The organism is Aeromonas sp. QDB14 (genome assembly GCF_027707845.1).
Lineage (GTDB): Bacteria > Pseudomonadota > Gammaproteobacteria > Enterobacterales > Aeromonadaceae > Aeromonas > Aeromonas caviae.
In genome coordinates this window covers 40,856-64,431 of record NZ_JAPCJD010000017.1, presented here as the reverse complement: position 1 = coordinate 64,431, position 23,576 = coordinate 40,856, and the positions used below count along the sequence as shown (strand labels likewise).

The 23,576-nt window shown below is 64.6% G+C and carries 21 protein-coding genes; 10 read left to right on the top strand and 11 right to left on the bottom strand.

From position 1 onward, the window contains the following. Positions 1-43: 43 nt before the first annotated feature. On the bottom strand, positions 44-1,279 hold the full coding sequence (locus PG887_RS08120; RefSeq protein WP_183148552.1) for an MFS transporter: 1,236 nt from the start codon (positions 1,277-1,279) through the stop codon (positions 44-46). 215 nt (positions 1,280-1,494) lie between these two features. On the opposite strand from PG887_RS08120, the gene PG887_RS08115 reads away from it, so the two are divergent. After that, positions 1,495-2,244 (top strand): hypothetical protein, encoded by a 750-nt coding sequence (locus PG887_RS08115; RefSeq protein ID WP_270821447.1) that lies wholly within the window; start codon positions 1,495-1,497, stop codon positions 2,242-2,244. Between the two features lie 9 nt (positions 2,245-2,253). On the opposite strand, the gene PG887_RS08110 is transcribed toward PG887_RS08115, so the two are convergent. The 3 genes from PG887_RS08110 to PG887_RS08100 all read right to left on the bottom strand — a co-directional run bounded on the left by PG887_RS08110 (position 2,254) and on the right by PG887_RS08100 (position 5,865). After that, positions 2,254-2,715, bottom strand: coding sequence for a DUF2919 domain-containing protein (locus PG887_RS08110; protein ID WP_045524977.1), 462 nt, complete (start codon positions 2,713-2,715; stop codon positions 2,254-2,256). 144 nt (positions 2,716-2,859) lie between these two features. After that, on the bottom strand, positions 2,860-3,807 hold the full coding sequence (corA, locus tag PG887_RS08105; protein ID WP_005301617.1) for a magnesium/cobalt transporter CorA: 948 nt from the start codon (positions 3,805-3,807) through the stop codon (positions 2,860-2,862). Between the two features lie 414 nt (positions 3,808-4,221). Beyond that, complete coding sequence (locus PG887_RS08100; protein ID WP_270821446.1) at positions 4,222-5,865, bottom strand: electron transfer flavoprotein-ubiquinone oxidoreductase; 1,644 nt, start codon at positions 5,863-5,865, stop codon at positions 4,222-4,224. A gap of 126 nt (positions 5,866-5,991) precedes the next feature. On the opposite strand from PG887_RS08100, the gene PG887_RS08095 reads away from it, so the two are divergent. The 5 genes from PG887_RS08095 to aroG all read left to right on the top strand — a co-directional run bounded on the left by PG887_RS08095 (position 5,992) and on the right by aroG (position 11,791). Then, entirely contained in the window at positions 5,992-6,741 is a 750-nt protein-coding gene (locus PG887_RS08095) for an electron transfer flavoprotein subunit beta/FixA family protein (protein WP_180344810.1), read from the top strand. 103 nt (positions 6,742-6,844) lie between these two features. Continuing rightward, a complete protein-coding gene (locus PG887_RS08090; RefSeq protein WP_104455809.1) occupies positions 6,845-7,774 on the top strand; it encodes an electron transfer flavoprotein subunit alpha/FixB family protein in 930 nt (309 codons plus the stop codon). 224 nt (positions 7,775-7,998) lie between these two features. Then, positions 7,999-9,087 carry a 3-phosphoserine/phosphohydroxythreonine transaminase gene (serC, locus tag PG887_RS08085; protein WP_010674452.1) on the top strand — a complete coding sequence of 363 codons (1,089 nt, stop codon included), beginning with the start codon at positions 7,999-8,001 and terminating at the stop codon, positions 9,085-9,087. A 170-nt stretch (positions 9,088-9,257) separates the two neighbouring features. Next, positions 9,258-10,538, top strand: a complete 1,281-nt coding sequence (aroA, locus tag PG887_RS08080; RefSeq protein WP_049636217.1) for a 3-phosphoshikimate 1-carboxyvinyltransferase — start codon at positions 9,258-9,260, stop codon at positions 10,536-10,538. 197 nt (positions 10,539-10,735) lie between these two features. Beyond that, positions 10,736-11,791, top strand: a complete 1,056-nt coding sequence (gene aroG, locus PG887_RS08075) for a 3-deoxy-7-phosphoheptulonate synthase AroG (protein WP_041212942.1) — start codon at positions 10,736-10,738, stop codon at positions 11,789-11,791. An 86-nt stretch (positions 11,792-11,877) separates the two neighbouring features. Here aroG and PG887_RS08070 read toward each other — a convergent pair whose 3' ends face one another. Next, positions 11,878-12,600 (bottom strand): TerC family protein, encoded by a 723-nt coding sequence (locus PG887_RS08070; RefSeq protein ID WP_010674455.1) that lies wholly within the window; start codon positions 12,598-12,600, stop codon positions 11,878-11,880. 118 nt (positions 12,601-12,718) lie between these two features. Here PG887_RS08070 and PG887_RS08065 point away from each other — a divergent pair, with 118 nt between their 5' ends. The 3 genes from PG887_RS08065 to PG887_RS08055 all read left to right on the top strand — a co-directional run bounded on the left by PG887_RS08065 (position 12,719) and on the right by PG887_RS08055 (position 15,984). Next, positions 12,719-13,834, top strand: a complete 1,116-nt coding sequence (locus tag PG887_RS08065) for an ATP-NAD kinase family protein (protein ID WP_104455811.1) — start codon at positions 12,719-12,721, stop codon at positions 13,832-13,834. A 107-nt stretch (positions 13,835-13,941) separates the two neighbouring features. Beyond that, a complete protein-coding gene (locus tag PG887_RS08060) occupies positions 13,942-14,220 on the top strand; it encodes a YfcL family protein (RefSeq protein WP_010674457.1) in 279 nt (92 codons plus the stop codon). Between the two features lie 99 nt (positions 14,221-14,319). Next, positions 14,320-15,984 carry an AMP-binding protein gene (locus tag PG887_RS08055; protein WP_270821445.1) on the top strand — a complete coding sequence of 555 codons (1,665 nt, stop codon included), beginning with the start codon at positions 14,320-14,322 and terminating at the stop codon, positions 15,982-15,984. A 469-nt stretch (positions 15,985-16,453) separates the two neighbouring features. On the opposite strand, the gene cdd is transcribed toward PG887_RS08055, so the two are convergent. The 3 genes from cdd to PG887_RS08040 all read right to left on the bottom strand — a co-directional run bounded on the left by cdd (position 16,454) and on the right by PG887_RS08040 (position 18,604). Then, complete coding sequence (cdd, locus tag PG887_RS08050) at positions 16,454-17,335, bottom strand: cytidine deaminase (protein WP_010674459.1); 882 nt, start codon at positions 17,333-17,335, stop codon at positions 16,454-16,456. 226 nt (positions 17,336-17,561) lie between these two features. Then, entirely contained in the window at positions 17,562-18,248 is a 687-nt protein-coding gene (locus PG887_RS08045; protein WP_041212945.1) for an LrgB family protein, read from the bottom strand. Further along, positions 18,245-18,604 carry a CidA/LrgA family protein gene (locus PG887_RS08040; protein ID WP_010674461.1) on the bottom strand — a complete coding sequence of 120 codons (360 nt, stop codon included), beginning with the start codon at positions 18,602-18,604 and terminating at the stop codon, positions 18,245-18,247. Before PG887_RS08040 ends, PG887_RS08045 begins: the two co-directional genes overlap by 4 nt. A gap of 129 nt (positions 18,605-18,733) precedes the next feature. Here PG887_RS08040 and PG887_RS08035 point away from each other — a divergent pair, with 129 nt between their 5' ends. After that, positions 18,734-20,449, top strand: coding sequence for a glycoside hydrolase family 36 protein (locus tag PG887_RS08035; RefSeq protein ID WP_270821444.1), 1,716 nt, complete (start codon positions 18,734-18,736; stop codon positions 20,447-20,449). Positions 20,450-20,507: 58 nt separating this feature from the next. Here PG887_RS08035 and PG887_RS08030 read toward each other — a convergent pair whose 3' ends face one another. From PG887_RS08030 to PG887_RS08020, 3 genes are all read right to left on the bottom strand, one after another. Further along, positions 20,508-21,014, bottom strand: coding sequence for a hypothetical protein (locus tag PG887_RS08030; RefSeq protein WP_266141363.1), 507 nt, complete (start codon positions 21,012-21,014; stop codon positions 20,508-20,510). Positions 21,015-21,162: 148 nt separating this feature from the next. Further along, complete coding sequence (gene sbcB, locus PG887_RS08025; RefSeq protein ID WP_270821443.1) at positions 21,163-22,590, bottom strand: exodeoxyribonuclease I; 1,428 nt, start codon at positions 22,588-22,590, stop codon at positions 21,163-21,165. Between the two features lie 178 nt (positions 22,591-22,768). After that, on the bottom strand, positions 22,769-23,479 hold the full coding sequence (locus tag PG887_RS08020) for a metallophosphoesterase (protein ID WP_270821442.1): 711 nt from the start codon (positions 23,477-23,479) through the stop codon (positions 22,769-22,771). Positions 23,480-23,576 lie beyond the last annotated feature (97 nt).

Here is a 23,576-nt window from a genome sequence, read left to right as displayed (position 1 = left end):
ATATAACTGAGGTTATGGGGTCCGGATTCTTCTGATCCGGTGCTCACTGACTTCCTTGTCTGGCGGTGCCAGAGGCAGGATTATTGTTATCTCTTGTGCGCTTCAGGCCCCGGATGAGGAACCAGACACCGGCGCAGGCCACCAGGGTGCACGCAATGTTGATCCAGGCCAGGGTGGGGAAACCGTGCAGGGCGCCCCCCTCGTCGGAGACCAGATATCTGGCGGAGAGCAGGCTGCCGAGGCCCGCTGCCACATTGGTGACCGAGCCCTGGAAAGACATGAAGGCGGCGCGCTGATGGGGGGCCGGAATGGCCGCCGTGACCGCTAGGGTGGTGCTGGCACGGGCGGAGCTCAGGGCCATGAAGAGGGTGAACAGCAGATAGAGAGGCAGGCCTGCCGGCAAGGCAAAGCCCACCAGGGTGATCAGGGCCAGGGCCAGGCTGGTGAGCAGGATGGCGCCCTGGGCGCGGCCCTGATCGATCCAGCCGCCGCACAGGCGCATGGTGGCCATGCTGGCAAGGCCGCCGCACAGATAGAGGCTGGCGATCTGCTCGCGCGGGAAACCCAGGTTGAACTGGAAGTAGTTGGCAAAGTGCGGAATGAGCAGGAAGTGGCCGAACATCTGCAGGCAGAGGATGAAGAGAGCGCCCTGGCAGAGCGGTGACCCCAGCAACTGGCGCATCCCCTGGCCTGCCGGGGCCCGGTTGACCGGCAGGGACGGCAGCCAGATGGCACACAGCAGGGCCAGCAGCAGGCCCCCTGCACCAAACAAGAGGAAGGGGCTCTGCCAGCCAGACCACTGGGCCAGCACGAGGGCTGCGGGCACGATCAGAATGGCGGCCAGGGAAAACGCCATGCCCACGTAGGCGAGACGGCGGCCCCGCTCGGCGGGCGGTACCAGATCCAGCACCGCCGCCATCAGGATGGCCCCCAGGGGGCCGGCCACGCAGCCGGACAGGATAAAGATCAGCAGCAGGGTCTGGCTATCCTCGGCCAGGGCGCAAGCCATCAAGAGCAGGAAGCGCAGGACCAGCAGTACCAGCAGGGCGGGTTTGCGGTTGACCCGATCGAGCCAGGGGGCGGCCAGGAGGCCCAGCAGGGCGGCTCCCAGGGTGGCGCCGCCGCTGAAGTAACCTGTCTGCTCCGGCAGCATCCCCAGGCGGGTTACCAGTTCCGGGCCAAGGGGCATCACCATCATCATGCAGCCCATGGAGAGCATGTTGATGAGCAGCGCCAGGTGGATGGCGGCAGGGGTGGATGCGACGGATTCTGGCTTCATCAGAGGCTGACTCGAAAAAATGAGTCCGAATTGTATCCGAGGGTTTTTGTTGTGACAACAAATGATAACCATTTTTATTTGTATTGATTGGTGTCTTAACGAGTCTTTATCAGGTGCCTCTGTGTGGGGTTGCATACCAGGCCCGTTGCAATCGGGGCGCCATGGACCATGATGGCAGGAAGCGAGAGGATGGCGGTGAACGCCGGGAGGAGAAGATGCGCGCTGGATCAGGGTATTGGGGGCTGGGGTGCTGCCTGTTGCTGGCATTGCCCCTGAGGGCCGAAGTGAAGGTCATACCGGTATTCGAGGCGGATGCCGCGGTGCAGACGCTCAAGGAGATCTACCCGGATCTCGGGGTGAGCGCCATGGGCAACCAGCTGGTACTGAGCGGAACCCCCGCCCAGTTGCAGGAGGCCGAGCGTACCCTGGCGCAAGTGAACCAGCCGCCCCAAAGCCTGCTCATCGAGTGGCGGGTGGATGGCGCCTCCAGCAGTCAGCAGGCCGGAGTGGGGCTGAGCCTGGATGCCAAACGGCAGTGGCTGCTGGAGGGGGATGCCCGGCACTATGAATGCAGCCAGAGTGACAACTGGCAGGTGCGTGGCCTCTCCGGGCGGCCCGTGTTGTTGCAGATGGGGTCCTATCAGCCGGTCACCTTTTACCAGTGGCAGGGGGGAAGGGTGGTGGGCATGATGCCGCTGATGAACGGTCTCTACGCCACCGCGACCCTGATAGGGGACAGGGTGCAGGTGGCCCTCAGCAGTGAACAGGCAAGAGTGGAGCGGGGCAACATACACACCGGCCAGAGTGCCACCGAGGTGAGCGGCGCCCCGGGCCAGTGGCTGACGGTGGGGGAGCTTTCCACAACCCAAGGCAGCCGGGAGGCCGCGATCGCCAATCCATCAGGCATGGGCAGGGCCAGCGGCAGCGAGCGCCAGACTCTGCAGATCCGGGTCACGCGCCAGTGAACCAGCCTGTCAGTGGGGCTGATCCAGGGCGTAATCCCGCAACTGGCGGCTTCTTAGCAGATACCAGAGCGCCCAGAGGCTGGCGATGAGCACCAGGGCGGTGGGCCAGTTGAACGACCACTGCTGCAGATTGAGGCTGTGCAACTGCATGACCAGGCCGCTCGCGGTGGAGCAAAGCAGCAGGGCGCGGCTGTGGCGTCTGAGCCAGGCTCTGGCACTGTGGGTCTGGCGATGGGTGCCGCCGCAGGCGAGCAGCGCCAGCATGGCGGGCACGTCCGTCAGCAGGCTGACATAGAGGGTGAGCTTGTCCGGGTAGAAGAGGGTCAGGATGGCGCTGCCACTCTCCCGGGTGACCCCCGCCATCAGAAACAGCCAGACCGAGCGGGTCAGCAAGAGGGCGATGGGCCAGAACCAGAGCGGGGGGCGCAACTGGCCGTGATCGTCGTAACGGTGTTCGGGGTAGAGGGTCATGGTGGACCGGTATCCATTCATGCAGTGCGAGTGATGAAGGGGATATGGGGCACAGGGCAGGCCATTGCAAGGCCGGCAACGGCCGGGAATTAATCGGGGGGCCAGGCCCCCCAATCCGCAGTCTTTAGTTGCCGGGTTCCGGCGTCACAGCCAGCCTTTTCTCTTGAAGAAGAGACCGGTGCCCAGCGATGACATCACCATCAGCACCAGGGAGAGGGGGTAGCCGTATTCCCAGGCGAGCTCCGGCATGCGGCCAAAGTTCATGCCGTAGATGCTGGCGATAAGGGTCGGCGGCAGGAAGATCACCGCGGCTACCGAGAAGATCTTGATCACCTTGTTCTGCTCCAGATTGGTCACCCCCATGGAGGCCTCCAGCTGGAAGTTGATCTTGTCGAACAGGAACTGGGTATGGGGCAGCAGGGATTCCACGTCGTGCAGCATCTCGTCGATCCACTTGTTCTGCTCCCCCGTCATGCGCTGGCGCAAACTGCGTTTGAGGAAGCGCAGGGCGCGGCGGGTATCGTGCAGGGAGAGACGGATCTGGCCGTTGGCCTCTTCCTGGGCCATCAGCTCCTTGAGCATGGGGTTGATCTGGTCCGGCTCGAAGATCTGATCGGCGGTGTTCTCCAGGGTCTTGTAGCCATCCTCGATCAGGTCTGAGAGGTACTCCACCTTGAGGTTCTGCACCTCCAGCAGGATGTCGAGGGCGTCTTCGACCTCCAGCCTGTCCTGACGCATGTAGTGGCGCAGCAGACGCACCAGGCCGATGTCATCCTCGCGGATGCTGATCAGCAGGTTGTTGCGCAGGGTAAAAGAGACGTGCACACCCTTGGTGTCGCGACCGATGCGCTGGGGAAACAGGGAGTGGATGTGCAGACCGTCGGTGTCCCAGTAGAAGCGGGCGGATGCCTCGATGTCATCGAGCTCCTCCTTGTCCGGCACCTCCTCCAGGAACAGGCCCGTCAACCATTCTCGCTCCGCAGTGTCCGGCTTGTAGGCATCCAGCCAGACGGTGTTGTCGGGAACGATGTCATCCGGCCCGAGCGTGACTATGTCCAGCACCTTGTTGTTGAGAATGTAGGCGGTGATCATCTGTCCCCCCTTAAGAAGTCATGGGTAATCAGGGATGGTTGCACAGGTTCATGCGGCCTTAGATCGCACGGAAAGCGATCCCATGAAATAGCATAACGAGGCCGATGGACAACCTGAATGCGGCGAACTATACAGGGGCGGGACCCGCTTGTCAGGGCCTATTCATCAGGGGTTCAGCCTGTTCGCTCAAAAAAGCGGCGAGGTCGGATCAGCCGTGGCGACCCCGATGCGGGCGATCCCGGCGTCGCCTCCTTTGTTCGCCCTGGAGTGGGGGAGGGCCCGGGCTCACCGGCGGGAATGGCAGGTTGCTGGTCGCCCTGCGACAGCCCCGGCCAAGTGCAGGAAACGGTCTCCGGGCGGTGTTCCGGGGCTGCGTCTCCTTGTTATCTGCTCTGGTGTGCGTGGGCAAGCCTGTTACATATTGGGGTAGTTGGGGCCCGAGCCGCCCTGGGGCGGCGTCCAGACGATATTCTGGCTGGGATCCTTGATGTCGCAGGTTTTGCAGTGAATGCAGTTGGCGGCGTTGATCTGCAGCCTGGGCCGGGTATCCCCATCAAGGATCTCGAACACCCCCGCCGGGCAGTAGCGCTGGGCGGGTTCGGCCCAGGTGGGCAGGTTGACCTCGACCGGAATGCGCGCGTCCTGAAGGGTCAGGTGACAGGGTTGATCCTCGTCGTGGCTGGTGCTGGCCAGATAGACGGAGGAGAGCTTGTCGAAGCTGAGCTTGCCGTCGGGTTTGGGGTAGTCGATGGGCTGGCAACGGCTGGCCAGGCGCAGCTGGCGGTAATCCGGCTCCTTGTCCAGCAGAGTAAAAGGAGGAGTCCGGGCAAAGAGTCGCTGCTCCAGCCAGTTGAAGGCGCCGCCGAGCCAGGGGCCGAAGCGGTGCAGGGCGGCCCCAACGTTGCGGGCCCTCTTCAGTTCCCGGGTCAGCCAGCTTTGCAGCAGCGCGTCCTGAAACTCGGCCAGATCCCGTCCCCCTGCATCCCCTCCTCGCAGTGCCATGGCGACCGTCGCGGCCGCCACCATGCCGGACTTCATGGCGGTGTGGATCCCCTTGATGCGGGAGAAGTCCAGGGTGCCCGCATCACAGCCGATGAGCAGGCCGCCCGGAAAGTGCATGCGCGGCAATGAGTGCCAGCCCCCCTTGGTGATGGCCCGCGCTCCGTAGCTGATGCGCTCGCCCCCCTGCAACGTTGCCGCGATGAGGGGGTGGTGCTTGAGACGCTGGAATTCGTCGAAGGGGCTGAGCCAGGGATTCTGGTAGTTGAGATCGACGATAAGGCCGACTGCCACTTGATCCTGGGCCAGATGATAGAGATAGAAGCCCCCCTGACTCTTGTTGCCCTTTCTCTCACCAAGGGGCCAGCCGCTGCCGTGCAGCACTCGGCCCGGTTTGCCCTGGCCGGGAGGGAGCTGCCACAGCTCCTTGAAGCCGATGGCGTAATGCTGCGGCTGGGCAGTATTTTCCAGATGGAATCGGGCGATCAGCTGTTTGCCGAGGTGGCCGCGCGCCCCTTCGGCAAACAGGGTATAGCGGCCATACAGGGCCATGCCGGGCACGTGATCCGGCTTGGGGTTGCCCTCCTTGTCGAGACCAAGGTCGCCGGTCACCACACCGCGAACCCGGCCCTCCTCCACGATGAGGGTGCTCGCCGCAAAGCCCGGGTAGATCTCGACACCGAGGGCCTCGGCCTGCTTGCCGAGCCAGCGGCAGAGGGTGCCGAGGCTGATGATGTGGCTACCGTCGTTGTGCATGCGGGGTGGCACCGCCCAGTGGGGCAGTTGCAGGGAGCGGCTGTCGCTTTGCAGCAGATGGACCTGATCATCCGTCACCGGTACGCCGAGGGGGGCCTCCTGCCAGCTCTCTGGCAGCAGCTCCCTGAGGGCGACGGGATCGAGCAGGGCGCCGGAGATCAGGTGGGCGCCGATCTCGGCACCCTTCTCCAGCAGGCAGACCGAGAGGGCCGGGGCCTGCTGCTTCAATGCGATGGCGGCGCTCAGGCCTGCCGGGCCGCCACCGACGATGACGACATCAAATTCCATTGCTTCGCGTTCCATCTTGCCTCTGCGCTCGACTTGGCCTAGGGTAGTTCTGGTAGTTTACGTAAACGTAAATCACTTTGTCAGCAGAAAAGTGAGTGACGACAAGGTGGACCCACACAACAGGTATGAGGGATGACCGCCATGAAGCTGCTGGTCGCAGTCAAACGGGTCGTTGATTACAACGTCAGGATCCGGGTCAAGGGGGATGGCTCCGATGTGGAGCTCGCCAATGTGAAGATGGGGATCAACCCGTTTTGTGAAATTGCGGTGGAGGAGGGGGTCAGGCTGCGGGAAGCCGGCGTGGCATCCGAGCTGGTGGTGGTGACCTTCGGCCCCGAGGCGGCGGCCGAGCAGTTGCGCCATGCCCTGGCGCTGGGGGCGGATCGGGCGCTGCACTATGTTACCGGCGAGACCCTGACCCCGCTCACCGTGGCCCGGGCCCTGCAAACGGTGTGCGGGCAGGAGCAGCCCGACCTGGTGCTGCTCGGCAAACAGTCCATCGATTCTGACAACAATCAGGTAGGGCAGATGCTCGCCGCCCTCAATGACTGGCCGCTTGCCACTTTCGCCTCCGCCATCAGGCTGGTGGAGGGGGAATTGCAGGTGACCCGCGAGATAGACGGTGGCCTCGAGACCCTCGGCATGGCGCTGCCCGCCGTGGTGACCGTGGACTTGCGCCTCAACGAGCCGCGCTTCGCCTCCCTCCCCAACATCATGAAGGCCAAGCGCAAGCCGCTGGAGAGCCAGCCGTTCGCCGCCCTCGGGGTGGTGCCGGCCGACCAGACACGGCAGCTCGGAGTGATGGCGCCACCGGTGCGCAGCGCCGGCATCAGGGTGGGCTCGGTGGACGAGCTGCTGGACAAGCTCAAGCACGAAGCCCGGGTGCTCTGATGGGCAGGGGCATGAGAGGGATGCCTCCCGCAGGCGTGAGCGCCATGCATGGGGCAACGGCCCCGGGGAGCAAGAGATCAATGGATGACATGAAGGTGCTGCCATGAGCGTACTTGTGATTGCGGAACATCATCAGGGGCGGATCGCCGACAACCTGGCCCAGCTGGTCACGGCGGCGAGGCGCCTGGGGGGCGAGGTGCATCTCTTGCTGCTGGGGCAGGGGCTGACGGAGGCGGGGGAGCAGGCCGCCGCCCTCACGGGGGTAAACCGGGTGCTGCTGGCGGAACATCCCATGCTGGCGGAGGGGCTCAACGACGGGGTCGACAGACTGCTCGCCGAGGTGACCAGGGACTACCAGCACTGCCTGATGGCTGCCAGCAGCCAGGGCAAGGATCTGCTGCCGCGAGTGGCGGCCAGGCTCGGGGTGGAGATGATCGCCGAGGTGACCGGCATCGAGGGGCCCGACACTTTCCTGCGTCCCATCTATGCGGGCAACGCCATCGCCCGGGTGGCGAGCAGCGCCCCCGTCAAGGTGCTCACCGTGCGGCCCACCGCGTTCGCCAAGGCCGGGTCCGGGGAGGAGCGTGCCGTGATGGAATCGCTGCCGGTGGCCGAGGTGCGCTGCCGTACCCGGCTCATCGAGCGGCGTGCGATGCGCTCCGCCAGACCCGAGCTCGGGGCGGCCCGGGTGGTGGTCTCCGGCGGGCGGGCACTCGGCTCGAAAGAGCACTTTGCCCTCATCGACGCTCTGGCGGACAAGTTGGGGGCTGCCGTCGGGGCATCGCGGGCCGCCGTGGATGCCGGTTATGTTTCCAACGACCTGCAGGTGGGGCAGACCGGCAAGGTGGTGGCCCCCGAGCTCTACATCGCGGTGGGCATCTCGGGCGCCATCCAGCATCTGGCGGGGATGAAGGAGTCCAAGGTGATCGTCGCCATCAACAAGGACGCCGAGGCCCCCATCTTCCAGGTGGCGGACTACGGTCTGGTGGGGGATCTCTTCACCCTGCTGCCGGAGCTCACCGCCAAGCTGTAAATTTGCCACAAAGGGGCGAAAAAAGCCGTCCGTGCTGTCTCGCCCCCGTTTCCATGCATATTCTCTGCAAGCCCTGGCCCGTTCAGGGCTTTTGTCTGATGGGTGCCCGGTGGCGCCGGGGCAAAAGGTTGCGCTGGATCCCAAAAAGCCTTTGCCCCCACGGGGGGCTGTCGTGTAAAAACGTTCGAGTCACCGATCACACACATCCATTCACGGAAAGCGTCATGAGCAAACAGATTTACAACTTCTGCGCCGGCCCCGCCATGTTGCCGGTTGAAGTCATGGAGCGCGCCCAGCGCGAATTTTGTAATTTCCAGGGGCTGGGAGCCTCGGTCATGGAGCTTTCCCATCGCGGCAAGCCCTATATGGCGGTCGCCGAGAAGGCCGAAGCGGACCTGCGCGACCTGCTGGCGGTGCCGGACAACTACAAGGTGCTCTTCATGCACGGCGGTGGCCGCGGCCAGTTCTCCGCCGTGCCCATGAACCTGCTGGGTGGCGCCAACAAGAAGGCGGATTACCTGGTGACCGGCGTCTGGGCCCAGAGCGCCGTGGATGAAGCCCAGAAATACGGTGACATCCAGACCTTCCAGGGGGTAGCCAAGAACGAGCAGGGGGTCTCCCACCTGCTGCCGACGCCGGCGTTTCGCGCGGATGCCGCCTATGTGCACTACTGCCCGAACGAAACCATCGATGGCATCGAGATGTTCGACATCCCGGCCACCGGCGATGTGCCCCTGGTGGCGGATCTCTCCTCCACCATCCTCTCCCGTCCCCTCGACGTGAGCCGCTTCGGCATCCTCTACGCCGGTGCCCAGAAGAACATAGGCCCCTCTGGTCTGGCCATCGCCATCGTGCGCGATGACCTGCTGAACCAGGCCCGCGCCGATGTGCCGTCCATCTTCGACTACCAGCTCACCGCCAAGAACGACTCCATGTTCAACACGCCCCCCACCTACGCCTGGTACCTGGCCGGTCTGGTGTTCGAGTGGCTCAAGGAGCAGGGTGGCCTGGCGGCGATGGAAGCACGCAACAAGGAGAAGGCCGACTTCCTCTACGGCTACCTCGATCAGTCGAGCTTCTATGGCAACAAGGTGGATGTGGCCTGCCGCTCCCGCATGAACGTGCCCTTCCAGCTGAAAAACGAGGCCCTGGACAAGCTGTTCCTGGCGGAGTCGGAAGCGGCCGGTCTGCTGGCTCTCAAGGGACATCGCATCGTCGGTGGCATGCGCGCCAGCCTCTACAACGCCATGCCCCTGGAAGGGGTCAAGGCCCTGGTCAGCTTTATGGATGACTTTGCCAAACGCCACGGTTGAGGCGTGTCTCCCCATTGCCAGACGCCGGGGACTCCCCGGCGTCTGTTTTTCAGACCCATCCTGACCCAGGCCGCCCTCTCCCGCGGTCGTGCCACTGTCGAACTTGCCGCGGGGGACGCGGGCTGTTAACGTCCGGTCAGGTGATTTAATTGAGATCGAACAGGAAGTCTATGAATTCGTTGCGTTTGGAACCCATTTCTAGCGTGGCCGGGGTGGTCAATCTGCCCGGCTCCAAGAGTGTCTCTAACCGGGCCCTGCTGCTGGCGGCCCTGGCCCGGGGCACCACCCGGCTGACCAACCTGCTCGACAGCGATGACATCCGCCACATGCTGGCGGCGCTGACCCAGCTTGGCGTCAAGTACAAGCTCTCCGCCGACAAGACCGAGTGCACTGTGCATGGTCTGGGTCGCAGCTTCGCGGTCTCGGCGCCGGTCAACCTGTTCCTCGGCAATGCCGGTACTGCCATGCGCCCCCTGTGCGCCGCCCTGTGCCTGGGCTCCGGCGAGTACACCCTGGGCGGCGAGCCGCGCATGGAAGAGCGCCCCATCGGCCACCTGGTGGATGCCCTGCGCGAAGCGGGTGCCCACATCCAGTACCTGAAGAAAGATGGCTATCCGCCCCTGGTGGTGGATGCCAAGGGGCTCTGGGGTGGCGATGTCCACATCGACGGCTCCGTCTCCAGCCAGTTCCTGACGGCGTTTTTGATGGCGGCCCCCATGGCGGCCGGCGACACCCGCATCCACATCAAGGGGGAGCTGGTCTCCAAGCCCTACATCGACATCACCCTGCACATCATGAAGCAGTTCGGGGTGGTCATCGAGCACGACGACTACAAGGTGTTCTACATCAAGGGCAACCAGACCTATGTCAGCCCGGGCGACTTCCTGGTGGAAGGGGATGCCTCCAGCGCCTCCTACTTCCTCGCGGCGGGTGCCATCAAGGGCAAGGTGCGGGTTACCGGCATCGGCAAGCACAGCATCCAGGGGGACATCCACTTCGCCGACGTACTGGAGAAGATGGGGGCACGCATCACCTGGGGTGATGACTTCATCGAGGCCGAGCAGGGGCCGTTGCACGGCATCGACATGGACATGAACCACATCCCGGATGCGGCCATGACCATCGCCACCACGGCGCTGTTTGCCGAGGGCACCACCACCATCCGCAACATCTACAACTGGCGGGTGAAGGAGACCGACCGCCTGCACGCCATGGCGACCGAGCTGCGCAAGCTGGGCGTGGAAGTGGAGGAGGGGCACGACTTCATCACCGTGATCCCGCCCGCACAGCTCAAACACGCGGCCATCGACACCTACAACGATCACCGCATCGCCATGTGCTTCTCCCTGGTGGCGCTCTCCGATACGCCGGTCACCATCAATGATCCGGGTTGCACCTCCAAGACCTTCCCGGACTACTTCGACAAGCTGGCCAGCGTCAGTCAGGCCTGAGCCCTTTCGGCCCGCTTCGTGCGGGCCTTTTCATCTCTGCCCCCCGCTTTTTTCATGCCTCCTAGCAGCATTATGCAAACTTGCAAGGTGCGATAATAAAATTCCTTGCCGAAGAATGTAATTTTCTATTTACACCGACCCGGCACAGGGCTAGATTGAGATCTCTTTATCGCAGTCATCTAGCAGGAAACTTGGTCATGCAGCATCAAACCGACGACGTTCGTATCAGTGAAATCAAAGAGTTATTGCCCCCGGTTGCGGTGCTTGAGAAGTTTCCGGCGACCGACACCGCCTCGGCCACCGTGTTTGAATCCCGTCAGGCCATCCACAACATCCTGGCCGGCGACGATGATCGCCTGCTGGTGGTGATCGGCCCCTGCTCCATCCACGATCCGGTCGCCGCCCTGGAATACGGCAAGCGCCTCAAGGTGCTGCGCGACGAGCTGAAAGATCAGCTGGAGATCGTGATGCGGGTCTACTTCGAAAAACCCCGTACCACAGTGGGCTGGAAGGGGCTGATCAATGACCCCTACCTCGACAACAGCTGCCAGATCAATGACGGCCTGCGCCTGGGTCGCAAGCTCTTGCTGGATCTCAACGACATGGGGCTGCCGACCGCCTCCGAGTTCCTCGACATGATCACCCCGCAATACGTGGCGGATCTGATGAGCTGGGGTGCCATCGGCGCCCGTACCACCGAATCCCAGGTACACCGCGAGCTGGCCTCCGGTCTCTCCTGCCCGGTGGGCTTCAAGAACGGCACCGACGGCACCATCAAGGTGGCCATCGACGCCATCGGCGCCGCCAGCGCCCCGCATCACTTCCTGTCGGTGACCAAGTACGGCCACTCCGCCATCGTCTCGACCGCTGGCAACCCGGACTGTCACATCATCCTGCGCGGTGGCCGCGAGCCCAACTACAGCGCCCGTCACGTGGATGAGGTGGTGAGTGGTCTGGACAAGGCCGGTCTGCCCCAGAAAGTGATGATCGACTTCAGCCACGCCAACAGCAGCAAGCAGTTCAAGAACCAGATGCTGGTGGCCGAGGACGTGGCCGGTCAGCTGCGTGCCGGCAGCAAGGCGGTGTTCGGCGTCATGGTGGAGAGTCACCTGGTGGAAGGGCGTCAGGATCTGGTGGACGGGTGCGAACTCACCTTCGGCCAGAGCATCACCGACGCCTGCATCGGCTGGGCCGATACCGAGGTGCTGCTGCGCAACCTGGCGGACGCCGTGGCCGCTCGCAACGCCCTCTGAGCTCAAGGCGCCCCGTTGGCGGGGCAATAAAAAAGCGCGACCCTGGGTCGCGCTTTTTGTTTGGCCATCTCTCGGCAGGTCGCGGTTTACTTGGCCCGCTCCTGGTGGCCGCGCAGGCGGATGTTGATCATCTCCACCACCAGCGAGAAGGCCATGGCGAAGTAGATGTAACCCTTGGGAATGTGCAGATCCAGCCCTTCGGCCATCAGCGCCACCCCGACCAGGATAAGGAAGGAGAGGGCCAGCATCTTGATGGTGGGGTGGGTATCGACGAAGTCGCCGATGGCCTTGGCGGCAAACATCATGACGCCGACGGCGATGATGATGGCCAGCACCATGACAGGGACATGATCCGCCATGCCCACGGCGGTGATGACGGAGTCCAGGCTGAAGATGATGTCGAGGATGGCGATCTGCACCAGAGTGGACAGGAAGCCCGCGGTCTTGCTCACCACACCCGCCTCTTCGGCGGCCCCTTCCAGGCTCTGGTGGATCTCGTGGGTGCTCTTGGCGATGAGGAACAGACCCCCCACCAGCAGGATGAGATCCCGTCCCGAGATGGCTTCCCCCAGCACGGTGAAGAGGGGCTCGGTGAGGCGCATCACCCAGGCCAGGGAGAGCAGCAGCAGGATGCGGGTGCCCATGGCGAGCCCCAGCCCCAGGATGCGCGCTTTCTGGCGCTGGGCTTCCGGCAGGCGACCCACCAGGATGGAGATGAAAATGATGTTGTCGATGCCGAGCACGATCTCGAGCAGGGTCAGGGTGGCGAGCGCGACCCAGGCGGAGGGGTCAGCAATCCATTCCAGCATGATTGAACCTTGGTTGAACAGTGATTGAGGTAGAAGTCGCGCATTTTAGCAGGGGGGTCATGGCTTGTCCCAGTGGCGGGAAAAGATAAAAATGGCGGCGATCCAACAGGAGGGAAACATGTTTCGATTAGGGCTCATCATCAACCCCGTCGCCGGCATCGGCGGGGACGTCGGTCTCAAGGGCAGTGACGGTATGGTCGCCGAGGCGCTGGCGCGCGGGGCCGTCCCCAAGGCCCGGGAGCGGGCCCGCCAGGCCCTGTTGCCCCTGTGCGAGCTGACCACGTCATTCGAGCTGCTGACGGTGGCCGAAGAGATGGGGGCCGACCTCGCCGCAGAGCTCGGGCTGCCCCATCGCATCGTCCATCGGCCTGCCGGGGCGCAGACGAGCGCCGAGGATACCCGGGCCGCCGCCCTGGCCCTGCGCGATGCCGGGGTGGATCTGCTGCTCTTCGCCGGTGGCGATGGCACCGCCCGTGACATCTGCGCGGCGGTGGGGGAGTCCTGCCATGTGCTCGGCATCCCGGCGGGGTGCAAAATCCACTCCGGGGTCTACGGGGTGACGCCGGCGGCAAGCGGCCGGGTGGCGGCCAGAATGATCGCAGGGGAGCTCCTGAGCCTGGTGGATGCGGAGGTGATGGACATCGACGAGGAGGCGTTTCGCGCCGGCAAGGTGCGCGCCCGCCACTACGGGCAGCTGCTGGTGCCCGGGGATCTGCGCTACGTGCAGGCGGTCAAGCAGGGGGGGCGGGAGTCCGAGGAGCTGGTGCTCGCCGATCTTGCCGCCGGTGTGGTGGAGCAGATGGAGCCCGATACCCTCTACCTGATGGGGTCGGGGAGCACGGTGGCCGCCTGCATGGGTGAGCTGGGTCTGGAAAATACCTTGCTCGGTGTGGATCTGGTGGAAAATGGCCAACTTATCGGGCAGGATCTCAGCGCCGCCGAGATCCTGACCCGGATCCGCGGCCGTCGCTGCCGTCTGATCATCACCCTGATCGGCGGTCAGGGACATCTGTTCGGGCGCGGAAATCAGCAATTGAGTCCAGACGTGATCCGGGCCGTCGGGCGCGAGCATATCCAGGTGCTCGCCACCAAAGCCAAGCTGGCGGCGCTAGAAGGCCGTCCGCTGCTGGTGGACACCGACGATCCGGCACTGAACCGGTCGTTGAGTGGTTATCTGCGCATAACCACGGGATACAAGGATCAGGTCATCTACCCGGTGGCCAACCCGGAATAGGACATCAAGGATGCGGCTGGCCTGGCGCCAGAGAGCCGCGATCAACCGGATCGCGGTTCCACTCCCCGAATTTTTTGCCGGCAACCCCGGAAATGAGGCTGCGTTAAATGACGATTCACGATTTTGAACACAAGTTGTTGGGACTGATCGACGCCATGGTCGCCACGGCCAGCGAAGACGAGCTGTTTGCGGGTGGCTATCTGCGAGGGCACATCTCCCTTGCGGTGGCGCGCGCCGAGCTGGAGGGCAAGACCCTGGTGCGGGACGTCAAGAGCTATGTGCTGCGCAGCCTGAACGAGGCCATCTTGCAGGGTGAGCTCTCCGAGCAGGACGAGGTGCTGGTGCAGGAGATGTGGAAGCGTCTGCAGGCCCAGGCGGAAGCTTGATCCCATTCGCAGTTCAAACACAAGTTTAAGTAATCTGCTTCCCTGAGTGTTATCAAAAGGTTAATAATGAGGCTCGCCTTTTGTTTCAGGGATTAAACCATGGCCTCCACCTCACGCATTGCCACCAGACTGCCGCTCGAGATGCTCTATCACTGGGAGCGGCAGTGTCCCGACCGAATCTACCTGCGTCAGACCATCCACCGCGAATACGTCGACTTCACCTGGGGTGAGGTTGCCGACGAGGCGCGGCGCATGGTGACGGCACTGCGCGCCCTGGGCCTGGTGCCCGATGACAAGGTGGCCCTGCTCTCCAAGAACTGCGCCCAGTGGTTCATCGCCGATCTGGCGATGCAGATGGGGGGATACGTGAGCGTGCCCATCTACCCCACCGCCAACGTCGACACCATCGAATACGTGCTGCGCCACAGCGAAACCAGGGCGATCTTCGTCGGCAAGCTGGACGACTGGAAGAGCCAGGAGGCGGGGGTGCCCGGGGATCTGCTGCGTATCGCCCTGCCTTACGACACCATGCCGGCCGCCCACCAGTGGGACGATCTGCTGGCGCAATACGACCCCATCCCGGACAGCCCGGTGCAGGCGCCGGATGCCCTGCTGAGCCTGGTCTACACCTCCGGCAGCACCGGCAAGCCCAAGGGGGCCATGCTGAGCGTGGAGCGCTACGCCTGGTCCTGCGAGAAGCTGGTGGAGGCGGTCTCCCTCACCGCCGAGGATCGCGGCTTCTCCTACCTGCCCCTTGCCCACATCACCGAGCGGGTCTACATCTACGGCGGCAGCCTGTTCAGCGGTGCCACCATCGCCTTCCCCGAGTCCCTCGACACCTTCATCGAGGACGTCAAGCGCTGCCGTCCCACCGTCTTCATCTCGGTGCCGCGGCTCTGGGCCATGTTCCGCATCAAGATCCACGAGAAGCTGCCCCAGAAAAAGCTGGCGCTGCTGCTCAAGATCCCCCTCGTCTCCAGCCTCATCAAGAGCAAGCTGCAAAAGGGGCTGGGGCTGGATCAGGCGCGGGTGCTGGGCTGCGGCTCGGCGCCGGTGGCCCCGGCGCTGCTGGAGTGGTACCACAGCATCGGCCTCGAGATCACCGAGGCATGGGGCATGACCGAGAACCACGCCTACTCCACCCTCAACTACCCGTTCCGGGCGGACAAGATAGGCACCGTCGGCAAGGCCGGGCCCGGGGTGACCATCAAGATCTCCGACGAGGGGGAGATCCTCTGTCGCTGCGACGGCATGATGGTGGGCTACTACAAGGATCCCGAGCACAGTGCAGAGGCCATCGACGCCGACGGCTGGCTGCACACCGGTGACATGGGTAAGCTGGACCGGGAGGGTTACCTCACCATCACCGGCCGCATGAAGGACGTCTTCAAGACTGCCAAGGGCAAGTACGTGGCCCCGGTGCCCATCGAGGGGATGCTCGGGCAGGAGCCCATCATCGAGCAGCTCTGCGTCATCGGCTACGGCATGCCGCAGCCGGTCGCCCTGGTGCAGCTCGCCGAGAGCGCCATGAAGGGGGACAAGGCCGGGGTGGAAGCCCAGCTGGAGGCCGCCCTCAACCGGGTCAACGACAAGCTGGAATCCCATGCTCGCCTGCGCGGCATCCTGGTGGTCAAGACCCCCTGGAACATCGAGAACGGGGTGCTGACCCCCACCATGAAGATCCGCCGCCACCTGCTGGAGCAGAAGTACGCGGACATCGGCGAGCGCTGGTCCGGCAGTCAGCGCATCCTGTGGGAGTCCTGACAGGGGTCGGTGCCGCCATATCGGCCACATCAATGACAGTCGGGGGAGCCAGTGGCTCCCCCGCTGTATTTCAGGGGGGAAGCAGCCGACAGGGGGCTGGGGCATTGACCCCTTCCCCGACGTTTCCCGCCGCCGTCATACCGCCCCGCGTCGAGGGAACGGCAGGGAAAGGTATTTGCAAAATCCATGGAGAGGGGTGATCCCAGTGGCTGGGCAAATGCATCTTGAGGTCACACACGGGGGCCGCAAGGGGCGGGGTGGGGCATTGGCCCCTTAACCTGGGCTTCCCGCTGCCGCAGAGGAGGTCTGCCAATAAGGTCATCGGAGGGAGACCGCCCTCACATGGGGCAGGGGGGCATCTGATGCACGGCGCCAGAGGCGCAGAGAAAGGGGGGTGAGGGGCAGGATGAGAGCCGCAGAGAGCAAGAAGGGGAGCCGCAGCTCCCCTTCCCGTTGGCGGATGCCGGGGTCAGACGGCTTTGTACTCAAGCTCGACCGAGCCCAGGGCCTTCAGGGTGGACTGGGCCGAATCCCGCTGGCTGATCTGGCCATCCTTGCTCTCCAGCAGCACGGCGCGGCGCACGGTGGCGAGATCCTCGCCACCCAGCACAGCGTGGGCGCAGGCCATCTGCATCGGCGGCAGGCTCGGGTTGAAGGCGGCGTTCTCGGCATAGCGGCCGCAGAAGATGCGCCCGTCCTCGAACTGCAGCGCCACCGCGGCATAGCCCTGGCTGTAGGGGGCATAGCTCTGGCGGGCGGCGGCGAGCGCAGCCTGCCACAGGGGGTCGTCGCTCTCGAGCACCAGCTCGTCGTGAGCCTGGGGGCTCATCAGGGCATCGGTGATCTCGAGATCGGCGGGGCCGAAGGAGTGGGGCAGGAAGGATTGCAGCTCGCTGAGATCGTCCGGCAGGGAGACCTTCAGGGTCTTGGCGGTGCTCAGCTCGTTCATGAACTGGCGGCAGTGGCCGCAGGGGGTGTAGTTCACGGTGATCTCGGAGATCCCGGTCTCGCCACCCAGCCAGGCGTTGGAGATGGCGGACTGCTCGGCGTGGACCGAGTGGAACAGCCCCTGGCCCGCGAACTCCATGTTGGCGCCAAAGTACCAGGTGCCGCTCAGGCCGCAGGCGATGGCGCCGACGAAGAACCTGGAGATGGGGGCCACCGAGCAGGCGGCCGCCAGCGGCAGCAAGGCCAGACGCAGGGCCCTGTCATCCAGCCCGGTGGCGGCTTTCAGGGTCGCGACCTGGTCCGGGGTGAAACGGGCCTGGAAATCGTCCCCCAGCATGGGCAGCAGGGCAGCCTGGAGCGGGGCGGAAAGGGTCTCGAATGGCTTGGCAAAGCGGGGATGCATACTGTGTCCTCAAAGGCCAATTGGGGGGCCATTGTAGGGAGCAAGCGCGGCGAATTGTGTGAGCGCGCTCACGCCTTGATGGGCAAAGGGGCGGGGATGGTAAAGGAAACGTTTGTCTTTCGCAATCTGTGCGCCAGCTCCCGGCATCAGGGAGGCGAGGGTATCGGATGGAAACGGTGAAAGGGCACAGAGGCCATGGCCGCAGGGGCGGCCACGGCAGCGGGGATCAGGTCAGCCAGTGGTAGAGGGCGAACAGCAGGGGGGCGATGGCCGCGGTCAGCACACCGCACACCACCATGGCCAGCGACGAGAAGGCGCCCTGGGTCACCCCCTGCTCGGCGGAGGCGGCGGTGCCGATGGCGTGGGCGCAGGCACCCATGGCGAGCCCCTGGGCCTCGGGGTCGGTGACCCGCATCAGCTTGAGCAGGGGGTAGCCCGCCAGGGCCCCCAGGATCCCCACCACCACCACCACGGCGGCGGCGATGGCGGGAATGCCGCCGAGGGACTGGCTGACGCTCATGGCGAGCGGCGTGGTGATGGACTTGGTGGCGATGGAGGCGAGCAGCGCCGGATCCGCCCCCATCAGGTGGCCGACCCCCAGGGTGGTACAGACCGAGATGAGCACCGCGGTGAGGGTGCAGGCCAGGATGGGTGTGAGCTTGTCGCGGATCTGGCGCGCCTGCTGGTACAGCGGCAGGGCCAGGGCCACCACGGCGGGTTCCAGCAGGGCGGTCAGGGGCGAGGCCCCCTGCTGGTACTGATCCAGGGGCAGATCGAGCCAGAGCAGCAGGCCGATGATGACGGCGGTGGGGATCAGCACCGGATTGATGACGGGCCAGGGCAGGCGGCGGTAGAGGGCCCGAGTCATGAAATAGAGGGCCAGGGTGAGGGGCAGGGCGAACCAGAGGATCATGGCTTGTTCATCCTTTGATAGAGGTGGCCGACCGCGCCCAGGATGAGCACGATGCCGAGCACGACGCAGAGCATGATGAGACCGAAGGATTGGCGCAGGGGCTCGAGCCAGGCCACCAGGCCCACCGCCACCGGCACGAACAGCACCCCCATGTGGCGCAGCAGCAGGCCGCCCCCCAGCTCGACCCAGGAGAAGCGGACGATCTGCAAAGAGAGCAGCACGAACAGCAGCAGCATGCCGATGATGCTGCCGGGGAAGGCGAAGGGCAGGATGGCCGCCACGGCCTTGCCTGCCAGCAGACAGGCGATGATGACCAGAAAATCACGAAGGTAGCGCAGGGTGCGTTGCAGCAGCACGGGGGCCTCATCTTGGCAAGTGTGAGCGAGGTCGCAGTTTAACAGGCACGGGGGGGAGGGAACAGGGTCAACTGGCCCGCAGGGGATACAATTGCCCGGCTTCAACCCCATTCACAAGAAGGAGTTCCCATGTCGACACCCTCTCTCCTGGCCCGGTTGCGCCAACTGCCCGCCGATCCCGCCTTCCCTGACACCCTGCTGCAAACCCGCCAGTGGGAGGGGCCGCTTTGCCGGGTGAGGCTCGACAACACCGGGAAGCAGTCCGAGGCCGTCCACCACTGGCGGCTGTTTGAGGGGGATCTCGGACTTGCGCCCGACGCGGCCATCTACGGGGAGGGGTTCCAGATGCTGGCCCAGACCGGGGGACGCTGGAATGCCCCCGAGCACCTGGGCCGCTGCCCCGATGCGTCTGTCTATCGCATCACCGCCGATCATGGCTACCACACGGTGCACAACCTGCTGCTGGTGGCGCAGGAGGGGGGTTGGCTGCTGCTGGCCTTTGCGAGCTGCCAGCGCTTTGGCGGGGAGTTTCGCCTCCATCCCGACGGGCGCCTCGAGATCGTAATGAACACCGAAGGGCGCACCCTGGCGCCGGGTGAGTACTGGCAGAGTGAGGCGCTGATCTGCCTGGAGGGGCCGGACAGGGAGGCCCTGCTCGCGACGCTGGTGCAGCATATCGCCGCCGAGCACGGCTCCCTGGTGGGGGAGGTGCCCACGCGCCCGAGCGGCTGGTGCTCCTGGTATCACTACTACGCGAACGTGAGCGCGGCGGACATTCGCGAGAACCTGGCGGTGCGGGCCGAGCGTTTCCCGGCCCTGCGCTACGTCCAGATAGATGACGGCTATCAGGCCAGGATGGGGGACTGGCTCACCCCTTCCGCCAAGTTCGAGGAGGGGGTGGCGGCCCTGGCAGGGGAGATCCGCGCCGCCGGTTGCGAGCCTGCGCTCTGGGTCGCCCCCTTTATCGCCGAGCCCGGCTCCCGAGTGTTCCAGCAGCACCCTGACTGGTTCGTGAAAGGGGAGGATGGCCTGCCGCTCCCCTCGGAGCGGGTCACCTACGGGGGCTGGCGCTGCACCCCCTGGTACGTGCTGGATGGCACCCACCCCGAGGTGCAGACGCACCTGGAGCAGGTATTTCGCACCCTGCGTACCCAGTGGGGCATCCACTACTTCAAGCTCGATGCCAACTTCTGGGGGGCCATCCACGGTGGTCGCTTCCACGACCCCGCCGCCACTAGGGTGGAGGCCTATCGGCGCGGCATGGCAGCCATCCTGCGCGGCGCCGGGGAGGGGGCCTTCCTGCTCGGCTGCAATGCACCGCTGTGGCCGAGCCTCGGCATGGTGCACGGCATGCGGGTCAGCGATGACGTGGAGCGCCAGGGCCCCCGTTTTCGCCAGATAGCGCGAGAAGCCTTTTGCCGCGCCTGGCAGCACGAGCGGCTCTGGGTGCTGGACCCCGACTGCGTCTGCCTGCGGGATATCCCGGGCCAGCATGGGAGCCGCGCCGAGTACGACTTCCACCTGGCCGCCCTGGTGGCGAGCGGTGGCATGGTGCTGGCGGGGGACAGATTGCAGGATCTGGACGAGGCGCAAGGGGCGCGCCTTGGCAAGCTGCTCGCCCTGTGCGCCGCGCGCACCCCGGCGGCCCGCTTCGAGGGGATGGCATTCGAGCGCGGGCGGGTGGCGTTGCCCGGGGGCGGCGAGCTGCTCTGCCTGTTCAACTGGGGGGAGCACGCCTGCGAGTTCCCGTTGGCGCCGGGGGGCACGGACTTCTGGGACGAGACGCCCCTGGGGAGCACCCTGGTGCTGCAAGGGGGGCAGGGGGCGGTGATCCGCTACCCCTGATGGCGTTGCACTGCAAAAAGGCTCCCTCGGGAGCCTTTTTTACGTGGCGAAATGGTCTCTAGAAGTGCCACTCCATCCCGATGGCGTAATTGGCGGAGCCATAGCCCGGGATCTCGTTGCTGGAGGCGAGCGCCTTGACGGTGAGGCGGGTTGTCAGGGGGATGCCGAGCCCCATGCCGATGGCGATCTCGTCGCTCTGATCCCCCATCATGTCCACCCGCAGGGTGCGATAGAGGGAGAGATCCTGGCTCATCTGGGCATAGATCTGGGACGACTTGTTGTAGAGCTGGCCGAACACCTCCATCTGGAAGCCGTTTTGCGGCGTGATGGCCAGGGGAATGCCGGCGAAGCGGTAGAGATCCGAGTGGTTGAAATAGCTGTTGGTGATTTGCGGGGTGAAGTCGGTCTGCTGGTAGAGGGTGCTGAAGTTGTGCTCGATGAGCCGGTAGGTCTGCTCCGGCAGGCGCAAGAGGTAGTCTGGCACCTCGAACCGGGCGCCAGCGAGGGCGGCCTGGGGCAGCAGGGCACAGACGACGAGTGTCAAAGCAGGCAGAGCTGAACGCATAAAACGAGAGTTCCCCAACAGTCGAAAGCACGGCATCCATGCCGTCAGCGCATCTAAATATTCACACTATCAGGAGCTTGGGCTCCCTGCCCATTATGTCGCGAGCTGGGGAAACGCATTGGTTTTTAACTGTGAAACGGCTCACATCTCACAGATTTTCAAGGTAGTGATAGAGACTCTTTAGAATCGCAAAGTTCCGTTCGTTCCCCTGGTTCTGTTCCGCCAGGGCTTCCAGGCGCGGCACATAATCCGGCAGGCGGCGGCTGAAGTAGTCGCTGCAGTGCAGGCGCCAGCGCTTCTGCTCCGCTTCGCTCAAGGTGTGGGGCCAGTTGCGGGCGCGGTAACGGAACAGCATTTCCGGCAGCCGTGGATCTGTGAAGGCAAACTCCCGCTCCCCCAGCAGATCCGCCGGGGTGGCGCGCACCAGATCCATGGTGGATTTGTCGCCGTGGCCGAAGAAGCCGGCGTAGAGCTGGGTATCGGGATCCGCATCGCTCTGGCCTGCAAACTCCTGGTTGAACACCTCCACCAGTTTTTCCCGCACCTCGGGGTGGGCGCGCAGCAGATCCAGGCTCTTGCGGCACTGCTCCCGATCGATGCCCAGCTCGTCGGCGCGCTCCGCCGTCAGGGTGGCGGCAGGGGCCAGCACCGGGCACTTGTTGATGTGTACCAGTTTCACCGGAATGGCCGCCAGCTCCCCCAAGTCCTCTTTCCTGGTGTAGAGGCGTTCCCTGATCTCCTCGCTGGTGAGCTCGATGAGGGGGGTGGGGTCGCGGGTCAGATCCACCATGATCACCGCGTTCTGGTTGCTCGGGTGCCAGGCGAGCGGCGACACCCAGCTCGCGCACCCCTGCCAGGGGGAGAACATGCCGGAGACGTGCACCAGGGGCTTCATGGTCACCACGTCGATGAGGGCCTTCACCTTGTTCTTGTTGCGCAGCTCAAAGAGATAGCCGAACAGCTTGGGCTGGGCCTTCTTCACCAGTTTGGCCATCTCTATAGTGGCCAGCACGTCGGAGAGCGCATCGTGGGCGTTGGCGTGGGCCACGCCGTTGGCCACCGTCAGTTTCTCCAGTCGGAAGCTCGGCTTGCCCTCCTCGTCAAAGGCCCACTCTATCCCTTCGGGGCGCAGGGCGTAGCAGGCCCGCAGCATGTCGAGGATGTCCCAGCGGGAGTTGCCGTTCTGCCAGGCGTAGGCATAGGGGTCGTAGAAGTTGCGATAGAGGGTGTAGCGGGTCACCTCGTCATCGAAGCGGATGCTGTTGTAGCCCAGCACGCAGGTGCCCGGGGTGGCGAACTCCCCGTGGATCTGGCGGATGAAGTCCGCCTCGCACAATCCGTCCTTCATCGCCTTCTGCGGCGTGATACCGGTGATGAGGCAGGCCTCCGGCTCCGGCAGATAATCCGCCGGCGGCTTGCAATAGATGACCAGGGGCTCCCCGATGACGTTGAAATCGGCGTCGGTGCGAATGCCCGCGAACTGCGCCGGCCTGTCTTTGGCCGGACTGATGCCGAAGGTCTCGTAGTCATGAAAGTAGAACGTGGGCCCGCTGGCCGGGTGCGCTGATGTGCTCATGTTGCTCGAAAGGAGTATCCGATGACGGCGGCGCCTGGCGCCTGGGTGGGGGTGCCATGCACCGCAATTGCCTGCATGGTAAACCATCGCGCTGGCAGAGCGAAGTCCGGGGCGTTCGCCTGGCGCTTTAATGGGCAGTGGGCGTTGTCCGTGAGCCTGGTCATCCCATCGGTCCGGCTCAGGGCTGGGGAAAGTGAGGAGTCAGGGTATTGAGGTCCAGCAGGGTGAAGTAGCCGCCTTCGTCTGGGTACCAGCCGCCGGTGTCGATGTAGTGGACGTTGCCAAGGCGCACCGGCACCCTCACCGGGGTGTGGCCCACCACCAGGGCGGCGAGATCCGCGACCCCGCTCTCGTCCAGCCGTTCGATACGGCGCCTTGACCAGAGGCAGACGTTCTTGATGGCCCGAAGCCGTCCGCCGCTCACCCCGGCATCGAGTTGGTCCAGCAGCCCCTGCCAGGAGGAGAAGGGGCAATCGGCGTGAAGCAGCCCGACCGGACCGGCCGGGGTGGCCACCTCGATGGCCAGGGGCAGGCTGCGGTAGAAGACGGCGAACGCCGCCTGCTCGGCAGGGGTCAGCTGCTGAAACCAGCCGCCGCCGTTTCGGACCCAGTTCTCCCGATCGCAACTCTCGTAACGGCAGACGTAGTCGTCGTGATTGCCGCAGACCGGGTGAAACCATGGCCTGGCCAACCAGTGGATCACCTCGCTGCACTCGGGCCCGCGATCCGCCAGATCCCCGACGCTGAAGAGACGGTCCCGGGCGGGATCAAAATCCAGGGTGTCGAGGGCCTGCTGCAACAGGGAGAAGTGGCCGTGGATGTCGCCGACGGCCAGATCGCGCCCCTGGGCGTTTTGGGGGAAGCGTCTTATCAGGGGAGAGGGTGTCATGGCGTCTCCTGCCTCTATCCCGGACGGGGATGTTTTGTCTGCCTGTACATAAGGTTACAGAAGAAAAGTGGCGAGCGGGCAGGGCCTGGTAAATCAT